General features: G+C 56.4%; 18 protein-coding genes. 15 read left to right on the top strand and 3 right to left on the bottom strand.

All coding sequences use genetic code 11. From position 1 onward, the window contains the following. Positions 1-8: 8 nt before the first annotated feature. Genes V6582_RS16210 through V6582_RS16200 form a run of 3 tightly spaced genes read left to right on the top strand, consistent with a single transcriptional unit; the run spans position 9 to position 1,759 of the window. On the top strand, positions 9-437 hold the full coding sequence (locus V6582_RS16210) for a GNAT family N-acetyltransferase (protein ID WP_015916736.1): 429 nt from the start codon (positions 9-11) through the stop codon (positions 435-437). Positions 438-468: 31 nt separating this feature from the next. Then, positions 469-885 carry a GNAT family N-acetyltransferase gene (locus V6582_RS16205; protein WP_156630916.1) on the top strand — a complete coding sequence of 139 codons (417 nt, stop codon included), beginning with the start codon at positions 469-471 and terminating at the stop codon, positions 883-885. A 40-nt stretch (positions 886-925) separates the two neighbouring features. Further along, positions 926-1,759, top strand: coding sequence for an MBL fold metallo-hydrolase (locus tag V6582_RS16200; protein WP_349508889.1), 834 nt, complete (start codon positions 926-928; stop codon positions 1,757-1,759). A 112-nt stretch (positions 1,760-1,871) separates the two neighbouring features. Here the strand turns inward: V6582_RS16200 and V6582_RS16195 are convergent, their stop codons facing one another. After that, positions 1,872-2,447, bottom strand: coding sequence for a GNAT family N-acetyltransferase (locus V6582_RS16195; protein ID WP_156630914.1), 576 nt, complete (start codon positions 2,445-2,447; stop codon positions 1,872-1,874). Positions 2,448-2,848: 401 nt separating this feature from the next. Between V6582_RS16195 and V6582_RS16190 the strand changes: the two genes are divergently transcribed. Beyond that, positions 2,849-3,817, top strand: a complete 969-nt coding sequence (locus tag V6582_RS16190; RefSeq protein ID WP_156630913.1) for a glutathione S-transferase family protein — start codon at positions 2,849-2,851, stop codon at positions 3,815-3,817. Here the strand turns inward: V6582_RS16190 and V6582_RS16185 are convergent. After that, complete coding sequence (locus tag V6582_RS16185; RefSeq protein ID WP_156630912.1) at positions 3,799-4,302, bottom strand: NUDIX domain-containing protein; 504 nt, start codon at positions 4,300-4,302, stop codon at positions 3,799-3,801. The two genes, V6582_RS16190 and V6582_RS16185, sit on opposite strands and share 19 nt — an antisense overlap. A gap of 39 nt (positions 4,303-4,341) precedes the next feature. On the opposite strand from V6582_RS16185, the gene V6582_RS16180 reads away from it, so the two are divergent. The 6 genes from V6582_RS16180 to V6582_RS16155 all read left to right on the top strand — a co-directional run bounded on the left by V6582_RS16180 (position 4,342) and on the right by V6582_RS16155 (position 10,157). Then, positions 4,342-5,250, top strand: a complete 909-nt coding sequence (locus tag V6582_RS16180; RefSeq protein ID WP_156630911.1) for a metallophosphoesterase family protein — start codon at positions 4,342-4,344, stop codon at positions 5,248-5,250. 232 nt (positions 5,251-5,482) lie between these two features. After that, the gene (locus tag V6582_RS16175; protein WP_070164160.1) at positions 5,483-6,064 is read left to right on the top strand and encodes an ATP-dependent Clp protease proteolytic subunit; all 582 of its coding nucleotides are present in this window, start codon (positions 5,483-5,485) and stop codon (positions 6,062-6,064) included. Positions 6,065-6,237: 173 nt separating this feature from the next. Further along, positions 6,238-7,422: a benzoate/H(+) symporter BenE family transporter gene (locus V6582_RS16170; RefSeq protein WP_156630910.1), complete on the top strand. Its 1,185-nt coding sequence runs from the start codon at positions 6,238-6,240 to the stop codon at positions 7,420-7,422. Positions 7,423-7,770: 348 nt separating this feature from the next. Further along, positions 7,771-9,477 carry a 2-isopropylmalate synthase gene (gene leuA / locus V6582_RS16165; RefSeq protein ID WP_156630909.1) on the top strand — a complete coding sequence of 569 codons (1,707 nt, stop codon included), beginning with the start codon at positions 7,771-7,773 and terminating at the stop codon, positions 9,475-9,477. A gap of 114 nt (positions 9,478-9,591) precedes the next feature. Continuing rightward, positions 9,592-9,837 (top strand): BrnT family toxin, encoded by a 246-nt coding sequence (locus V6582_RS16160; RefSeq protein WP_156630908.1) that lies wholly within the window; start codon positions 9,592-9,594, stop codon positions 9,835-9,837. Continuing rightward, entirely contained in the window at positions 9,837-10,157 is a 321-nt protein-coding gene (locus V6582_RS16155; RefSeq protein WP_156630907.1) for a BrnA antitoxin family protein, read from the top strand. The genes V6582_RS16160 and V6582_RS16155 overlap by 1 nt, the downstream gene beginning before the upstream one ends. Before the next feature lie 29 nt (positions 10,158-10,186). Here V6582_RS16155 and V6582_RS16150 read toward each other — a convergent pair whose 3' ends face one another. Next, complete coding sequence (locus tag V6582_RS16150) at positions 10,187-10,618, bottom strand: Lrp/AsnC family transcriptional regulator (protein WP_156630906.1); 432 nt, start codon at positions 10,616-10,618, stop codon at positions 10,187-10,189. Between the two features lie 119 nt (positions 10,619-10,737). Here V6582_RS16150 and V6582_RS16145 point away from each other — a divergent pair, with 119 nt between their 5' ends. The 5 genes from V6582_RS16145 (at position 10,738) to V6582_RS16125 (ending at position 16,652) form a co-directional block, all read left to right on the top strand. Continuing rightward, complete coding sequence (locus V6582_RS16145) at positions 10,738-11,859, top strand: saccharopine dehydrogenase C-terminal domain-containing protein (protein ID WP_156630905.1); 1,122 nt, start codon at positions 10,738-10,740, stop codon at positions 11,857-11,859. A gap of 252 nt (positions 11,860-12,111) precedes the next feature. Continuing rightward, positions 12,112-12,579: a YkgJ family cysteine cluster protein gene (locus V6582_RS16140; RefSeq protein ID WP_234889596.1), complete on the top strand. Its 468-nt coding sequence runs from the start codon at positions 12,112-12,114 to the stop codon at positions 12,577-12,579. A 269-nt stretch (positions 12,580-12,848) separates the two neighbouring features. Then, positions 12,849-14,990, top strand: a complete 2,142-nt coding sequence (gene tssI, locus V6582_RS16135; protein ID WP_156630903.1) for a type VI secretion system tip protein TssI/VgrG — start codon at positions 12,849-12,851, stop codon at positions 14,988-14,990. Positions 14,991-15,000: 10 nt separating this feature from the next. After that, positions 15,001-15,612, top strand: coding sequence for a hypothetical protein (locus V6582_RS16130; protein WP_234889595.1), 612 nt, complete (start codon positions 15,001-15,003; stop codon positions 15,610-15,612). Then, positions 15,609-16,652, top strand: coding sequence for a hypothetical protein (locus tag V6582_RS16125; RefSeq protein WP_156630902.1), 1,044 nt, complete (start codon positions 15,609-15,611; stop codon positions 16,650-16,652). The genes V6582_RS16130 and V6582_RS16125 overlap by 4 nt, the downstream gene beginning before the upstream one ends. The last annotated feature ends 30 nt before the right edge of the window (positions 16,653-16,682 follow it).

Below are 16,682 nucleotides of genomic sequence, written 5' to 3'. Positions count from 1 at the left end.
GATTTGCGATGACGAACGATATTTCGCTTGCAGTTTTGGATGAGGTGCCGTCCGACACCCAAACCCTGATCTCCGGCTGGCTGACAGCTCATAATGATGTGATGTTTGGTAAAACGGGTGGTCATAAAAGCCTGTTTATCCCCATTGAGCATCATGATGGGGAGATTTTGGGCGGATTGATTGGGCGCACCGCCAGAGGCTGGCTGGATATCGACATTATGTTCATTCCAGAAGCGCTTCGTGGCCAAGGCCTTGCAGGAAAATTGCTGGCTTTGGCAGAGAATGAGGCGTGCAAGCGTGGTTGCAAAGGCGCGCATATTCAAACCGCCAATCCGGTTGCGACAAAGGCCTATCAAAAATATGGCTATGAGGTTTTCGGGACAATTGAGCATTTTATCGACAACTTTGCGCTTACGATGATGGTGAAGCGGTGGTGATTGCAGCTCTGTAGCGGCATGAGGGACGGCGATGGACAAATTGGTGCTTGAGATTTTTGATGACGTGCCCGAAGACGCCCTTGAAACCATTGAAACGGCAATACTCGATTTTAACAGAGAACATCTCAGTCTACGACGAAAACTTTTCATCCCGCTTAAAGACCGGGATGGAATCGTTGATGGCGGTTTAATCGGATACACAGGTAGAGCCTGGCTTTATACTAAATTGTTGTTTGTCCCCGAATATCGTCGCGGTCAGGGGCTTGCCAGTCAGTTGCTTATGCTGGCCGAAGGCGAAGGCAGAAGGCGAGGATGCAAAGCTTCTATAGTGGATACCATGAATCCAACTGCCCGACGGCTCTATGAAAAACTGGGGTATGAAACATTTGGCAGTCTGGCAGACCCGGCAGAGAGTTACAGCGTCACCTGGATGAGAAAACAGCTGTAAGCCTCGATATTCGCTTGTCCCCCTGTCCAAGGAACTCTCCATGTCCCCCTATCACTTCACACTTGGAGCAGCGCAGATCTTCGCCCTTCAGGATGGCATTCTGACCGCCGATGTCGGCAAGCTTTATCGCCGCAATGGCGAGCCTGTCGCGGAGGGGTTTGCAGATGCCGCGACCTCGCTGTCCGTCAACTGCTTCCTCATCAAAACCCCTGAACGGATCGTGTTGATCGACACTGGTTCGGGCCAGCTTCTCGGGCCTGATCACGGCAAGCTTTCCGCTGGGCTGGCAGCACTTGGCCTCAGTCCCGCCGATATCGACGACATCATTCTCACCCATATTCATGCTGACCATACCGGCGGGCTGGTGCGCGATGGTGCGCCGATTTTCCCCAACGCCATTGTCCACGCCGGACGCACGGAAACAGGTTTTTGGCTATCGCCGGGGGCCGCCGATGCGCCTGATGTGACGGAGCGGGTTAAGGGCCAAATCGGTCGGGCGCATCTTTGCCTTGACCCGTATGAGGCCGAGGGACGGCTGACGATTTTTGACGATAACGGGCCGATCCTCCCCGGTTTCAGCGCCACATTACGTGCCGGTCACACGCCCGGTCATTTGGCGATCCGGTTTGAGAGCGAGAGCAAGGCCATGCTGTTCGTCGGCGATATCGTCCATGGCGAAAACGTGCAGTTTCGCGATCCCTCTATCACCATCGATTTCGATTATGATCAGACCAATGCCGCCAAGGCGCGGGCGCAGGTTTTCGAACAGGCGGCAAGCGAAGGCTATCTGATTGCCGCCGCGCACCTGCCCTTTCCGGGTGTCGGTTCCATCAGGAAAGAAGCGAAGGCCTATCGTTTCGAGGCTTTAGGATAGTGGCGTCAGTATGACGCCCGATCGTCTCGAAGACCACGAACAATGGCGTTTACAGTACCGTGGCTTTTAGAAAAGCACGGTACTGTAACACTATATGTCTCCTGACAGCGTTTCAGCCGTTTGCAGCCAGACGCAAGGGCTCGCAGTCATCGACATCTTCGACGCTATCAAGAGCAACGACATCTTGGTTATCGCGCCAGCCAATCACGCCCTTCAGCCGGGCATGCACATCCTCAGCCAGCGGCACCACCAGCACCCGACCGGGATCAACCGGACCGGGGAATGACAAGGCATTGTAAGCGATTTTTTCAAAGCCGAGCGGCATATAGTATGGCGGATCGCCGATCAGGATCACTGCTTCGGAGCCGTTCCGCCGGGCGGCTTCAATGGCGATGCGCACCAGTTCCCGGCCAATGCCCAGGCATTTATGGGAGGGACGCACAGCGAGCGGGCCGAGCATATGGCCTTTGACTGTTCCGGCCAGCACCGGGGTCATGCGCACCGAGGCAATGGTTTCGCCCTGGTCGGCGCAGACGAAGGATAGCGTGCGATCATGCGGGCCTTGTTCCCGGATACGGGCAGCGGCTCGTGTGAACCGGCCAGGGCCGAAAGCTTCCGCGTTGATGAGTTCGATAATGGCGTCGTGAGACGCATCCTCAGTGAGGTAGACGAGATCGTGCTTTTGCATGAAGACCGGAACCGTATAGCGAATTGCGCAGGAGTGTTCAAACCATCACAGGGATGGCCGAGAGCATCAGCGTCGTCGCAGGTTCCGGCAGAAGGTCATGGGATCACTGTCCAATTTCGATTGGAATTTGCATAACAACAAATTTTTCGACCGTCTATAGCATCGTGCAGAAAAACAGTTTCCACCACTCGGTCCGATGCTATTGCATAATTCTTTAAACCGTAATCGGTTTAAAGAATTATGCAACAAATATAAGAAGCTACAGCGCCGTGCGCCATATGTGGCGCACGGCGCTGTAGCTACCAAAACACACTGTTCATCGGCCAAATCATCGCAATTTCTCGCCAGCACCGCATATAAGAACAACGGAAATTCGAAACAGCGATAGAAGGAGAGAGCCGATGGGCATGTTGGTTGATGGCGTCTGGAGCGACGCCTGGTACGATACGAAAGCCACCAAAGGGCATTTCCAGCGTTCAGCCAGCCGGTTTCGCAATTGGTTGACCGCCGATGGCACACCGGGGCCGAGCGGCAGTGGCGGCTTCAAGGCTGAGGCCGGGCGCTACCATCTCTATGTGTCGCTGGCCTGCCCCTGGGCGCATCGCACGCTGATTTTCCGCCAACTGAAAAAGCTGGAAGAGTTGATTTCGGTTTCCGTCGTCCATCCGCTGATGCTGGAAAACGGCTGGACGTTTCAGCAGGATGGTGCGGCCACGGGCGACGATCTGTTCAGTGCGGATTATCTCTGGCAGGTCTATCTCAAGGCCGATCCGCAGTATAGCGGCCGGGTCACGGTGCCCGTCCTTTGGGATAAGCATTTGAATACCGTGGTCTCCAACGAATCCGCCGAGATCATCCGCATGTTCAACTCCGCCTTCAATGCGCTGACAGGGGATATCAAAGATTTCTATCCCGAACCGCTGCGTGATGAGATCGACGCATTGAATGACCGCATCTACGACACCGTCAATAACGGCGTCTACAAGGCCGGTTTCGCCACCACGCAAGAGGCTTATGAAGAAGCGATTGCACCGCTGTTTGAAACCCTGGACATGCTGGAACAACGGCTTTCCTCCAGCCGGTTCCTGATCGGTGATACACTGACCGAGGCGGACTGGCGGCTGTTTACCACGCTGGTGCGGTTCGATGCGGTCTATGTCGGCCATTTCAAATGCAACATCCGCCGCATTGCCGATTATCCGGCGCTATCGGCCTATCTGTCGGCGCTCTACCACTGGCCGGGCGTGGCTGAGACCGTCAATATCGACCATATCAAGCGCCATTACTACGGCAGCCACAAGACCATCAACCCGACAGGCATCATACCGGTCGGCCCGGACCTTCCCTTTCTTCACCAGAAATCGGCGTAAGGCCCGTCCGTGACTAACTCTGCCAGGCGCCGCCGGGTCGCGGGTGTGATTCCTTCAGGGAGAGCATCGAGGGGGAAAAAGCCCGATTCGGCGATTTCCAGGTCCGGCAGGCGCGGCGCGGTCTGGCGCACCAGGGTGCGGTAAAACAACACATGATCGCGGCGACTGGCGGTGCGGTTCAGGTAGGATTGCAACAGAACGGGCGGCGCGATCATCACCAGATTGCCCTCTTCCCGCAATTCCTTTTCCAGCGCTTGGCTCGCGGTTTCGCCGCGCTCCACGCCGCCGCCGGGCATATACCAGCCGGGGAGATAGGTGTGCCGCACCAGGAAAATCCGTCCCTCTTCATCGAAACATGCGGCCCTCACCCCAAGCGTCATGCCGCGCGTGATGGCAAAATAAACGTGCAACAGCCGCACCAGCAGTTTTTTCACGGAACCCAACCGGCTGTCATCCGGTTGAGACCCTGATGGATACAGTGTCATCGCGCTTGCCCCGCTGCCCGGAAAGTATAGATAAGGTTCATGTTCAAACTCGCCCATATATCCGATATCCATCTGGGACCCATGCCGCAGCTCACCTTTCGAGAACTGGCATCGAAGCGCATCACAGGTTACGTCAACTGGCACCGCAACCGGGCAAAGCATATGGTCTCCGGCACGCTGGAGGCGCTGGTGGCCGATATTCACGCCAGGGCACCCGACCATCTGACCGTTACCGGCGATCTCGTCAACCTGGCTTCCGGGTTAGAGATCAACAAGGCCGCTGAATGGCTGCGCACGGTTGGCCCGCCCGCCACGACATCGGTCGTGCCGGGCAATCATGATGCTTATGTGCCCGGCGCCCACGAAAAGGCAATGCATGCCTGGTATGACTATGTGCGCGGCGACACGGACCCGGAAATCTGGCGCAAGGATTTCAAGCTCTGGCCGACTTTTCGTCGCCGGGGACCGGTGGGGCTGATCGGTTGCTCAACCTCCATCGCCACCCCGCCCTTTTCCGCCAGCGGCTATTTCAGCTCGCGCCAGGCCCGTGAAACCGCCCAATTGCTGCGCCAGGCGGGCGAAGAGGGCCTGTTCCGGGTGGTGCTGATCCATCATCCCCCTGTTCGGGGTGCCGCCTCGCAGCACAAGCGGATGATCGGCATCCGCCGCTTTGCCGCAGCGATCTCGCTGGGCGGGGCCGAACTGGTGCTGCACGGCCATACCCATCTCAACACCCTGAACTGGCTGCGCAATCGCCATGGCCCCGTACCGGTTGTGGGTATTGCCTCGGCCAGCCAGGGGCCGGGCAGCAAAAAGCCGCAGGCCGCCTATAATCTGTTTTCGATTTCCGGTGCGCCAGGGGCCTGGGTGCTGGACTGGGAGCGCTATGCTTTGACGGGTGATACCAGCGAGGTCTCCCTGACGCATAACCAGAGATTGTCGGGCTGAGCCGCCGATATCCCCAATCCCAGTTGCCGAACCGAGGCGCTGAAAAATCGATATACAGGATCAACTTCCTGTTCACTGCGTCCACGCTTGCCTTTTTCCGGCATTGTTTTAAGCCTTGATAAGCACTATTTGCATAGGAAGTGGTAAGCGTCCCGTCCGCAGCCTATCGGTCATTGTGATGGCCAGGACGCGGTCGGTTCTGGTGAGCAAAACGCAAATGAGGAATTGCCGAATGAACGAAGAAGACGACGACAAGAGCAAGGAACTGCCGCTCGGCAAGGAAACGGAAGCGAATCTTTTCAAGTCGCGTTCGATCTTCATCTATGGCGGGATCACCCAGGAACTGGCGCAGAAGGTCTGCACGCAACTGGTGGCTCTGGCTGCCGCCAGCGACGACGACATCCGCGTCTACGTCAATTCTCCAGGCGGCCATGTCGAATCGGGCGATTCGATCCATGACATGATCAAGTTCATCAAGCCGAAGGTCTGGATCATCGGCACCGGCTGGGTCGCCTCCGCTGGCGCGCTGATCTATGTTTCGGTGCCGAAGGAGCAGCGCCTTTGCCTGCCCAATACCCGCTTCCTGCTGCACCAACCCTCGGGCGGCACACGCGGCATGGCATCGGATATCGAAATCCAGGCCCGCGAAATCATCAAGATGAACGAGCGGCTGATCAAGATCTTCTCCAAGGCCACCGGCCAGACGGAAGAAAAGATCGCCAAGGACATCGACCGCGATTACTGGCTCTCGGCTGAACAAGCCAAGGACTACGGCCTGGTTTCGAAGATCGTTGAAAGCCAGTCGGAAATCTGATTTTACAACCATGAAGATATGGCCCCGTCGGAGCAATCCGGCGGGGTTTTGTTTTATGTGCCTGCCATCACAAATGTGTTTCGATACGTACCCGTTTTACTCATCTCAGCCTTGCGTGTTTCATTAAAACCTGATGTTCCAGCCGGATCGATACTGTGGCCGGGACCATCCGCATGCTGAAAGAATTCTCGCCGCAAAGCCTGTTCATGGGGCTTCTGGTCGCCTTTGTCGGCTTTGCCAGTTCCTTCGCCGTTATCCTGCAAGGGCTGAAAGGGGTTGGCGCCAGCGATCTTCAGGCGGCTTCCGGCCTGATGGCGCTGTCGGTTGCCATGGGGATTTGCGGTCTTATCGTCTGCCTCAAGACGCGGATGCCGATTTCCATTGCCTGGTCGACGCCGGGTGCCGCCCTGCTGGTGACAGCTGGCGTGCCGCAAGGCGGCTTTTCAGCGGCGGTCGGGGCGTTTCTGGTCTGCGCAGCGCTGATCGTCATTGCCGGGCTGTTCAAGCCGCTTGGCCGGGCCATCGGCGCCATTCCCGCCCCGCTTGCCAATGCCATGCTATCAGGGGTGATTGTCGGCCTTTGCTTTGCGCCGTTCAAGGCCATCGAAGAAAGCCCGCTGCTTGGCCTGCCGATCCTGCTGGCCTGGGCGATTGTCGGCACCATCAACCGGCTCTTTGCCGTTCCCGCCGCTCTTGCCGCCTTCGTTCTGGTTCTGGTATTCGCCGTTCCCCTGCCCGACGGCGCATTCACGGCACTGGGCGCCTCCTTCGTGCCGCCGGTCGCATTCGTGATGCCGACGTTCACATTCGCGTCGATGGTTTCCATCTCATTGCCACTGTTCATCGTCACCATGGCCTCGCAGAACATTCCAGGCATCGCCGTGCTGAAAGTGCATGATTACCATCCAAGGCCGGGTCCGCTTTTCACCATTACCGGCCTGTTCACCGCTCTTGCAGCACCCTTTGGCGCCCATGCCATCAATCTCGCCGCCGTCACTGCCGCCATGGCGGCGGGCCATGATGCCCATGCCGATCCGCAGCGGCGCTATTGGGCGGCGATGATCGGCAGCGTTGGCTATCTGGTGCTTGGGCTTTTGGCCGGTGTGGTCACCTCCTTCGTCGGGTTGGCACCCGCCATCCTGATCGAATCGGTCGCGGGCCTTGCGCTGATCGGCGCCTTTTCCGGGTCGATCGTTTCGGCTTTCCGGGAACCTACGACCCGCGAGGCCGCCGCGGTCACCTTCCTGGTCACCGCCTCGGGTATCTCTCTTCTTGGCATTTCCGCCGCCTTCTGGGGATTGATCGGCGGTCTGGCCATGCTGGGGCTGACGCGGTTCGCTGTCCGGCTGCGACGCTGACTGTCATCCGCAGCCTTGATGAAAATTGCCCTTGCCAGCCCGGAAACCGCTGATTATAGATTGAAGCATGAAGACATTGGGCCATTCCATGACAAAGACTGCACAGCGAGGCAATTTTAGCCGCGCCGCAGCTTTGCGCGCCCTATCCTCGCTTCTTCTTCTCGACCTTATCCGCGGTTGCCGGGTCCATTGAGGAGCGCCCGGCGGCCGGGTTAGCCGTCGCAGGCGATTGCTCCTCACCACTCCACAATTTTGACCGTTGACCCCTGAAGGGGCCGAATTTTGCATTCGCAAGCGGCATTCGAACCGCTATAAGCCGGGCATATTCGGGATGAGAAGAGAGCGAACATGTTGAAGACCAATTCCGTCAAAAAGGGCATGCCCGACGCGGCAAACAAATACCGGCCCTACCCGCAGATCGACATTTCCGACCGTACATGGCCGGGCAAAACCATCACCCAGGCGCCGATCTGGTGTTCGGTTGACCTGCGCGACGGCAACCAGTCGCTGGTCAACCCAATGGGCCACGACCGCAAGGCAAGAATGTTCCAACTGCTGCTGGACATGGGCTTCAAGGAAATCGAGATCGGCTTTCCCTCGGCCTCGCAGACCGATTTCGACTTTGCCCGCTGGTGCGTCGAGCAGGGTAATGTGGCCGATGACGTCTCCCTGCAAGTGCTGGTGCAATGCCGCCCGGAGCTGATCACCCGCACCTTCGAGGCATTGGAAGGCGCGCATAAGCCGATCATCCACTTCTACAACTCGACCTCGGAATTGCAACGCCGCGTGGTGTTTGCCAAGGACGTTCCCGGCATTAAACAGATCGCCGTCGATGCGGCGAAAATGATTATCGACATGGCCACCAAGGCTGGCGGCGGCTACCGGTTCGAATATTCGCCGGAAAGCTTTACCGGCACCGAGTTGGACGTGGCGCTGGAGATCTGCAACGCTGTGATTGCCGAGATCAAGCCGACCGCCGACAACAAGCTGATCCTCAACCTGCCCTCGACTGTGGAAATGGCGACGCCGAACATTTATGCCGACCAGATCGAGTGGATGTGCCGCAATATCGACAACCGCGAAAACGTCATCATCTCGCTGCATCCGCATAACGACCGCGGCACCGGCATCGCCGCCACCGAACTGGCGCTGATGGCAGGTGCCGACCGGGTAGAAGGCACGCTGTTTGGCAATGGCGAGCGCACCGGCAATGTCGATGTGGTGACGCTGGCGCTGAACATGTACACCCAGGGTATCGATCCGGAGCTGGACTGCTCGCAGATCGAGCGCATCAAGGATGTCTATGAATATGCCAATGAAATGACCATTCCGGAGCGCCATCCCTATGTTGGCGAACTGGTCTATACGGCCTTTTCCGGCTCGCATCAGGATGCGATCAACAAGGGGATGAAGGCAGTGAAAAAGGCCAATACCCCGGTCTGGGAAGTGCCCTATCTGCCGATCGACCCGCAGGATGTCGGTCGATCCTATGAAGCGATCATCCGCATCAACTCGCAATCGGGCAAGGGCGGCATCGCTTATATCCTGCAACAGGATTACGGCATCAACCTGCCGCGCAACCTGCAGGTGGAGTTCCGCGAGGAAATCCAGCGCATTACCGATGAAGAAGGCGTGGAACTGCCCTCCAAGCGGATCTATGACAGCTTCATCAGCCGCTATATCGACCAGCCCGACGCCCGGCTGAAATTCGTCGATCACCACACCTACCCTGACACGGCCACCAAGGGCGTGCGGATCGTCGCCGCCGAAATCACCGATGGCGGCGAAGTGAAGCGGATCGAAGGCAAGGGTAACGGCCCGATTGACGGTTTCGTCAACGCGCTCTCCACCTATCTGGGCATCGAAATTTCGGTGCGCGATTATTCCGAGCACTCCCTGCAACACGGCTCCAACGCCGCAGCCATCGCCTATGTGGAAATGGACCACCCCGGCGGACGGCTGTTCGGTGCTGGTATCAACCAGAACATCGTCACCGCCTCGCTGGAAGCCATCGTCTCGGCAGCCAACCGGGTGCTGGACGCAAGGGCGAAGTAAGAGAAGCTGACAGCATCGGCGGGAGATGAAGGATCTCGCCGATACTTTTGAGGTGCCGCGAAAGCTGCGGCGCCAGCACACTTGATCTGCATATTAAATGTGATACATTAAATAATGAAAATTGCCTATGACGAGGTCAAGCGGGCGAGCAATATCGAAAAGCACGGTCTTGATTTTGCCGATCTGACGCTCGATTTTTTCGAAGGGTCCACAGTCTATCCCGCCAAGCAAGGCAGATCATTGGCAATCGGAGAATTTAAAGGCCAAATCATCGCCGCAGTCGTCTTCCGCACACTTGGATCTGAAGCAATTTCGATCATTTCCATGCGCGTTGCCAGCCGGAAGGAAAGGAAACTCTGATGCCCACCCAATTTTCCTCGAAACGGCCTCTGACGGATGAGGAAGAAGCTGAAATTCAAAAGCGAATTGCCTCTGACCCTGACAATCCGGAACTGTCAGAAGCGCAGAGGTCAAAAGGACGCCCATTCCGTGCAGCCTTTCCTGAATTGGCCGCAAGTATTGACCGCGAAAAAGCCAAGCGGGGCCGCCCGACTATTGAAAGTCCACGGCAGCAGATTTCCGTACGCCTTGATCCCGAAATCATCCAGCACTACAAATCCACCGGCAAGGGATGGCAAAGCCGGATGAATGAGGATCTGCGCAAAGCCGCCGGTCTCTGAGTCAGAACTCCTGATCCAACCGGAGACGCTCACCGTGCGATCCGCGTCGATAGAATAATCGACGACAGCGTCCGCTCCACCCCCGACAGTTCCCCAATAAGGTCAATCAGTCGATCCAGCTCCTGGATTGATGGCGCCGCCAGCATAGCGATCAGGTCGTAGGGACCGTTGACGGAATGCAGCGCCGTGACCTGCGGGATGGCGGCAAGCTCTGCCGTGACGCGGGTCAATGCTTTGGGTGCCATGGTGATCATCACATGGGCGCGGATCAGCCCGCTTTGATAGGCGTCCGATAGCCGCAGGCCGTAACCGGCAATTACCCCTTCCCGCTCCAGCCGTTCCAACCGCGCCTGCACCGTGGTGCGCGACAGGCCAAGCCGTCGCGCCAGCGTTGCCACCGGCATGCGGGCATTTTCACCCAGCAGCGCCAGCAATTCGCGGTCCTTGTCGGAGACCTGCATTCTGTCCAATCCCTTTATCATATTGCTCAAAACTATAGGTGAAATTGCGCAATCTGCCACTGTGAATCGACAGGCACTGGACACAAACTGAATGCCTCAAAGCATCAAGGGGAACGACCATGAAAAACATTTTCATCATTGGCGCGGGCAAGATCGGCGGGGCAATTGCCCATCTTCTGGCAGAGACCGGCGATTACCGGGTGACAGTCGCCGACCGCAGCCCAGAGCAATTGGCAAAGCTTGCCGCTCACCCCGGTATCGCCACAGCTTTGGTCGACATTACCGACAGCAAAGCCTTGGATGCCCATCTTCACGGTCAGTTTGCGGTTCTCTCTGCCGCCCCTTTTCACATGACCAGCGCGATTGCCGAAAGCGCGGCACGCAGCAACTGCCATTACCTCGACCTGACCGAAGACGTGGCGACCACGAAAAAGGTCGAGGCACTGGCTGAGGGTGCGCGCACCGCCTTCATCCCCCAATGCGGCCTTGCCCCCGGCTTCATTTCCATCGTAGCCCATGATCTGGTACAGCGCTTCGAGACGTTGGACAGCGTGCGGATGCGGGTCGGTGCGCTCCCGCAATACCCGTCCAATGCGCTGAATTATAACCTCACCTGGAGCACGGACGGCTTGATCAACGAATATATCGAACCCTGCGAAGCCATTGTCGAGGGCCAGATGATCAGCGTACCGGCCATGGAAGAGCGTGAGGAATTTTCGCTTGATGGCGTGACCTATGAAGCCTTCAACACGTCAGGCGGCCTCGGCACGCTGGCGAAAACCCTGGAAGGCCGGGTACGGACGATGAATTACCGCACCATCCGCTACCCCGGCCATCAGGCGATCATCAAGGCGCTGCTCAACGATTTCAACCTGAAGAATCGCCGCGACGTGCTGAAGGACCTGTTTGAAAACGCCCTGCCCGCCACCATGCAGGATGTGGTTGTGATTTTCGTGACCGTCTGCGGCTGGCGCGAAGGGCGCTATATGCAGGAGACCTATGCCAACAAGGTCTATGCCGGGACTGTAGCGGACAGGAAAATGAGCGCCATCCAGATCACCACCGCCGCTGGCATCTGCGCCGTGCTGGACCTCCTGGCTGAGGGTGCATTGCCGCAATCCGGCTTCGTGCGTCAGGAGGAAATCAGCCTCGACGCCTTTCTCGCCAATCGCTTCGGCCAGCTCTATCAATCGGCAGCCGGACCGATCTCCCAAAAGCGCCCCGAATACGCAGCGGCATAAGCGAAGACACGACCCCGCCTCACCCGGACAATCGTTTTATACAAAGGGTCATTGAAAATGACTCTTGGTATTCCTTTTGCAAATATCTCAAGCGTCTGATGCATTTGAGATATTTGCAATGCCTTCAAGGCGAGGATGCGTCAGGATCTTCGAGCCTGGGTATTAGGGTGAGGTGCATGGCGTGAGCGGTTGCCTTATGCTACGGCAGGTTTTCCGTCTCAAAGCTGCAAAAACCGCCTCATGCCCCTCGACATGTCCCCAGCCCCGGCAGCCCTGCCCGTTCGCACTTGCGGCACCTGCACGCTCTGTTGCCGTCTGCCGGATATCGACGCCTTAGCAAAACCGGCCAATACCTGGTGCCTCCACTGCACAGCCGAGAAAGGCTGCGCGATCTACCCCGACAGACCGCAGCTCTGCCGAGACTTTCTCTGTCTTTGGATGACAAGCGACAGTCTTGGCCCGGAATGGGAACCGGCCAAGGCAAAGATGATGGTCTACACTCAGGGTCCGCAAATCACGGTCTTGGTCGACCCGGCCTTTCCGCAGGTGTGGCGTCACGAACCCTATGCCAGCGCGTTGCGCCGCTGGGCAGCCGACGCGGAGGCGGTCGGCGGCTATGTCATCGTTTTTATCGGGGAAGACGTCGTCAAGATCAATGCTGGCGAGACGCTGGCCGGTTACAGCGCCGTGCGTTTTATAAACGCACAAAGGACGCTGTAACACTTTAAATTTGCTGCATAATTTTCTCCTTAAATCGATTCCGATTTAAGGAATTATGCAGTAGACTTTGCGCAATTCTGCATCGCCCTTTCCGTCCACAGATGATCACTCGCAACTGAAAAAACAAACATATCCGGCAACACAACCAAAACCTTGACCTTTTGTAAGACTAGTCTAATTTCGCCATAGGAATGGCGTGTTTGAAACAGTTCGGGCGGGCCATCGATATTGCATTTGATATTTTAAGACGCAATCCTGGGGGCCTTACGATGTTCGACGATATATTGACTGCCGATTTCATTCAGGCCAGCCGCGTTTTAAAGGTCTCCTCTCCGCTGGGTGAGGATCAATTGCTGCCGGAGCGGATGAAGGTGGATGAGGGCGTCAATCGTCTGTTCGAAATCACCCTGCATGTCCGCGCCAAGCGTGAAGCGGTCAAACCGGAAGAGCTTATTGGCAAGCTGGTCGATATTTCCCTTGAAATCCGCCAGGGCGAACTGGGCGAGGATGGCCTGCGCCGCCCGTTCAATGGCTTGGTGACCGATCTTGAGGAAGGCCCGCCGGTCACACGTGGGTTACGCTCCTACACGCTCACCATCCGTCCGCAGATGTGGCTGCTGTCGCGCCGCTCCGATTGCCGGATCTGGCTGGATATGACATCGATCCAGGTGATGGAAACGCTGTTTTCCGAACATGGCCTGCCGCAGCCGGATATCGGCTTTCTACAGAACAAGCCACCGGCACAAGGCTATTCTGTCCAATGGCAGGAGAGTGACCTCGACTACCTGCTTCGCCGGTTGGAAGAAGATGGAATATTCTATTGGTTTCAACATGATAAGGGCATCCATCGCCTGAAAGTGACAGACCACCAGATTGCCTGGTCAAAGGCCTCGGCCAGCGCGGAAGACGATGACACCGTACGCATCGCCCAAGGCTCTTCCGACCGCAACCACATCACCGAATGGATGCGGCGCTTCAGCTATGTTCCCGGCCAACGGGTCGATGCCGACTGGAATTTTGAAACGCCGAACTTCATTCCACGCTCACAGACTCCTTCTCTCGTGGAGTTGCCGGGCAATGCCAAGCGCGAGCTTTACAACTACCCCGCCCGCGCCGCAGATTACACCGAAATGGAGCGCGTCGGCAAATTGCGCGCTCAGGCGACACAGGCGGATCACGAGCGGATCAAAGGCCAGTCGACCGTGCGTGTGCTGGAACCGGGACGACGCTTCAACCCCTATGAAGAACCGCACCCGGAACACAAATACGAAGAGCATGTGATAACCCGCATCACCCATTGGGTGGTGGATCGCTCCTATGAGACCACGGAAAATCAGCCGGAATATATCAACGAATTCGAGGCCATCCCGTCCCGTATCCCCTTAACCCCGCATCGTACCACCAAACGCCCGCGCATCGAAGGCGCGCAGGTGGCCATTGTCGCAGGCCCCTCGGGGGAGGAAATTCATCCTGACCAATACGGCCGGATCAAAGCCTGGTTCCCCTGGGACAGACGCGCCAAAAAGGACGGCTCCGACACCTGCTGGATCCGCGTTTCCCAAAGCTGGGCCGGCGGCCTCTGGGGCTCCCAGGTCATCCCCCGCATCGGCATGGAAGTCATGATCGCCTATATCGACGGCGACCCGGATAGACCGCTGGTGACAGGCGTCGTGCCGAATACGAACAATCAAGTACCGTATGATTTGCCGGCGAATAAGACCAAGAGCGTGTTTCGGACCAATACGCATAAGGGGAAATCAACGCAGAAGTTTAATGAGCTGACGTTTGAAGATGAGGCTGGGCTGGAGGAGATATTTGTGCACGCCCAAAAGGATATGACGGTCAAAGTGCTGAACCATGCGACGGAACGTGTTGATGTCAACAAGATTACATCCGTGGGTGGCGCCCATCTTACAGAAGTTCAGTCTAGCCAGATGACCCATGTCGGCCAGAACGTGACGCTTAACGTCGGAACAGGAGTTGGCGGCGGTGTGGTACGTGGCGCGCTTGCCGCCAGTACATTCGGCATTCGTGATGCCGGCTATTTCCTTGCAAAGACAATGTCTTCCATGAGTGGCTTTGGGAATTACACGATTAACGCTTCAGGTGCGATGTCCATAAATGCGCTGGGTGCGGCAACTCTTACGGTCGGAGCCGCAAATATTGTCTCGGTTGGTGGTATACACACTTTGAATGTAGGTGGTGCGATTTATGAAAGTGCCGCTGGCGCTTCAAGCGAAGTGGTCGGGTCAACCAAGATCATCGATGCCCATGAGGAGATACTGTTTCGCTGCGGAAAGTCGGAAGTCCGTCTGCAGCCAGACGGCACTATCACACTGAAGGGTACCAATCTCATTATCGAAAAGGAAGACAAGATCAAAATGACGGCCTCCAGAATCGACATAAACTGAGGTGCGCGCGTTGAAAATTTCTACGAAACTCAAGATCACGGGATCAATTTTGCTGGCCGTTGCAGCGCTTTATGCTGTTGACCAGAACCAGGCAAAGGAGCCGGAATTGTCGACACGCTTGATCATAACAGTAAACCAGCCAATGTTGGAAACAGGCGGTGCAGTGATTGTCGCCGGACGCTCGATGCCTGAAAATCAGTGGCGTCTCCTCAAGGCAGATGCTGATGGCAGAACGTCACAGGAGAAGGTTTTTCACGCCAGCATTAGCTCACCAGGATCGATCATCGAACTTTTCTACCCTGACACCGGGACATATACGTTCAAATTCGAAGCAGATCCAAAACACCAGGAACGCTCTCTAGTCACCAAGCTTTTGACCATCGGAAGTGGTCAGTCAACTGACCCCGAAACAAAGGAACAGATTTCCTGGGACTCCACCAGCGATATACATGTTGTGGGTGATCAATATGATGAAGGCTGGGCGCGCATATTCCACTCCAGTTTCGGTATTGCTCTAGCAGATGGATCTGCTAGCGATGTGACCGTTGAACGCTTCTCGGCCGGAAGAGTCATCTCCTTGTCAGCTCATGCAATCAATAAATTTGTGAGGGACACCAATTGAGCTATTTCATTTTATATACACGCTCGTTCCATCCTGACCGCAATTTCGGCTTAGGGGGGCTTGGTTTCCATGGCGATGCACGAGGCTTTTCATCTAGTAAGAAAGCTACATCTAGAATTTCTCATCAGGTAAGAATCGACCTTAAATCAGCACAATTTATGGATGCCATCGCGCGCTCAGATCGCTCTTCAAATGCAGTAATCCCAAAGGTATTGGAAGGTCGACCAGAACGTGCAGCGTCAATGATGACCCGCGACGAAATGGCCGATCGTGGTGTGCATATTCCCGAAACTCGCCTTGAGCAAATGGGGGACAAGTTGCCAGAAATGGCTAATGACTACTCCCAGCCTCGAAAAAAACCACGAAGCAATGTGAGTGGACAGATCACGCCATATCGGGAAGACGGCGATCAGAGCGTCAACGGACGACTTTCTTACGCGGGGAAAAATTTTGCATTCTACGGGGCGGACACAGATTTGGGCCATTGGGCCTTGGGGGGCGATATTTCGGATGGCGGCTCGGATACGAACGGCGGCAGCGTTAAGGTATGGGAGCGATGGGGAGGAGCCGTACCTGATCTCGACGTAACACATGAGTTCAGCCTGCGGATAAACAGGACAGCAAAGACTATTCACATATCATCAGCAATCTCCGGTGATGGATTTCCGAACTGTGAAAGCTTTCTAATCGACTCTGCCGACAATGTTCTTTTGCTTGGAACGCATATTCGGATCGGCACCGCAGCAACTCAATTGCCGGGCGGACGCGCCCTGCCAATGACTCGAACTCTGTTATCTGTGGATTGGATACCTGGCGATCTTTTCGGCGAAAACGTAAAAGTCGAAATCGCCAACGATTACACTGGCAACGGATCGCCACAAGAGATTGCTAGATCAGGAACGATGACACGATCCCAGTGGAACGCAGCTCACACAGAGCGAGACGCGAGCGGAGACTGGATCAGAAGCCTTGAGGATCATATTCCATTGCCACGCCAGAGCCTCCGAGGGTTAGGCGAGCAAATTCGTAGTGCATTCTGATATTGGGATCGGAGAAACTCACTCCCACAA

The organism is Agrobacterium vitis (assembly GCF_037039395.1).
GTDB classification, from domain to species: domain Bacteria; phylum Pseudomonadota; class Alphaproteobacteria; order Rhizobiales; family Rhizobiaceae; genus Allorhizobium; species Allorhizobium vitis_E.
Note: the sequence above shows the minus strand (reverse complement) of the source record. Positions and strands in the feature narration are given on the sequence as shown.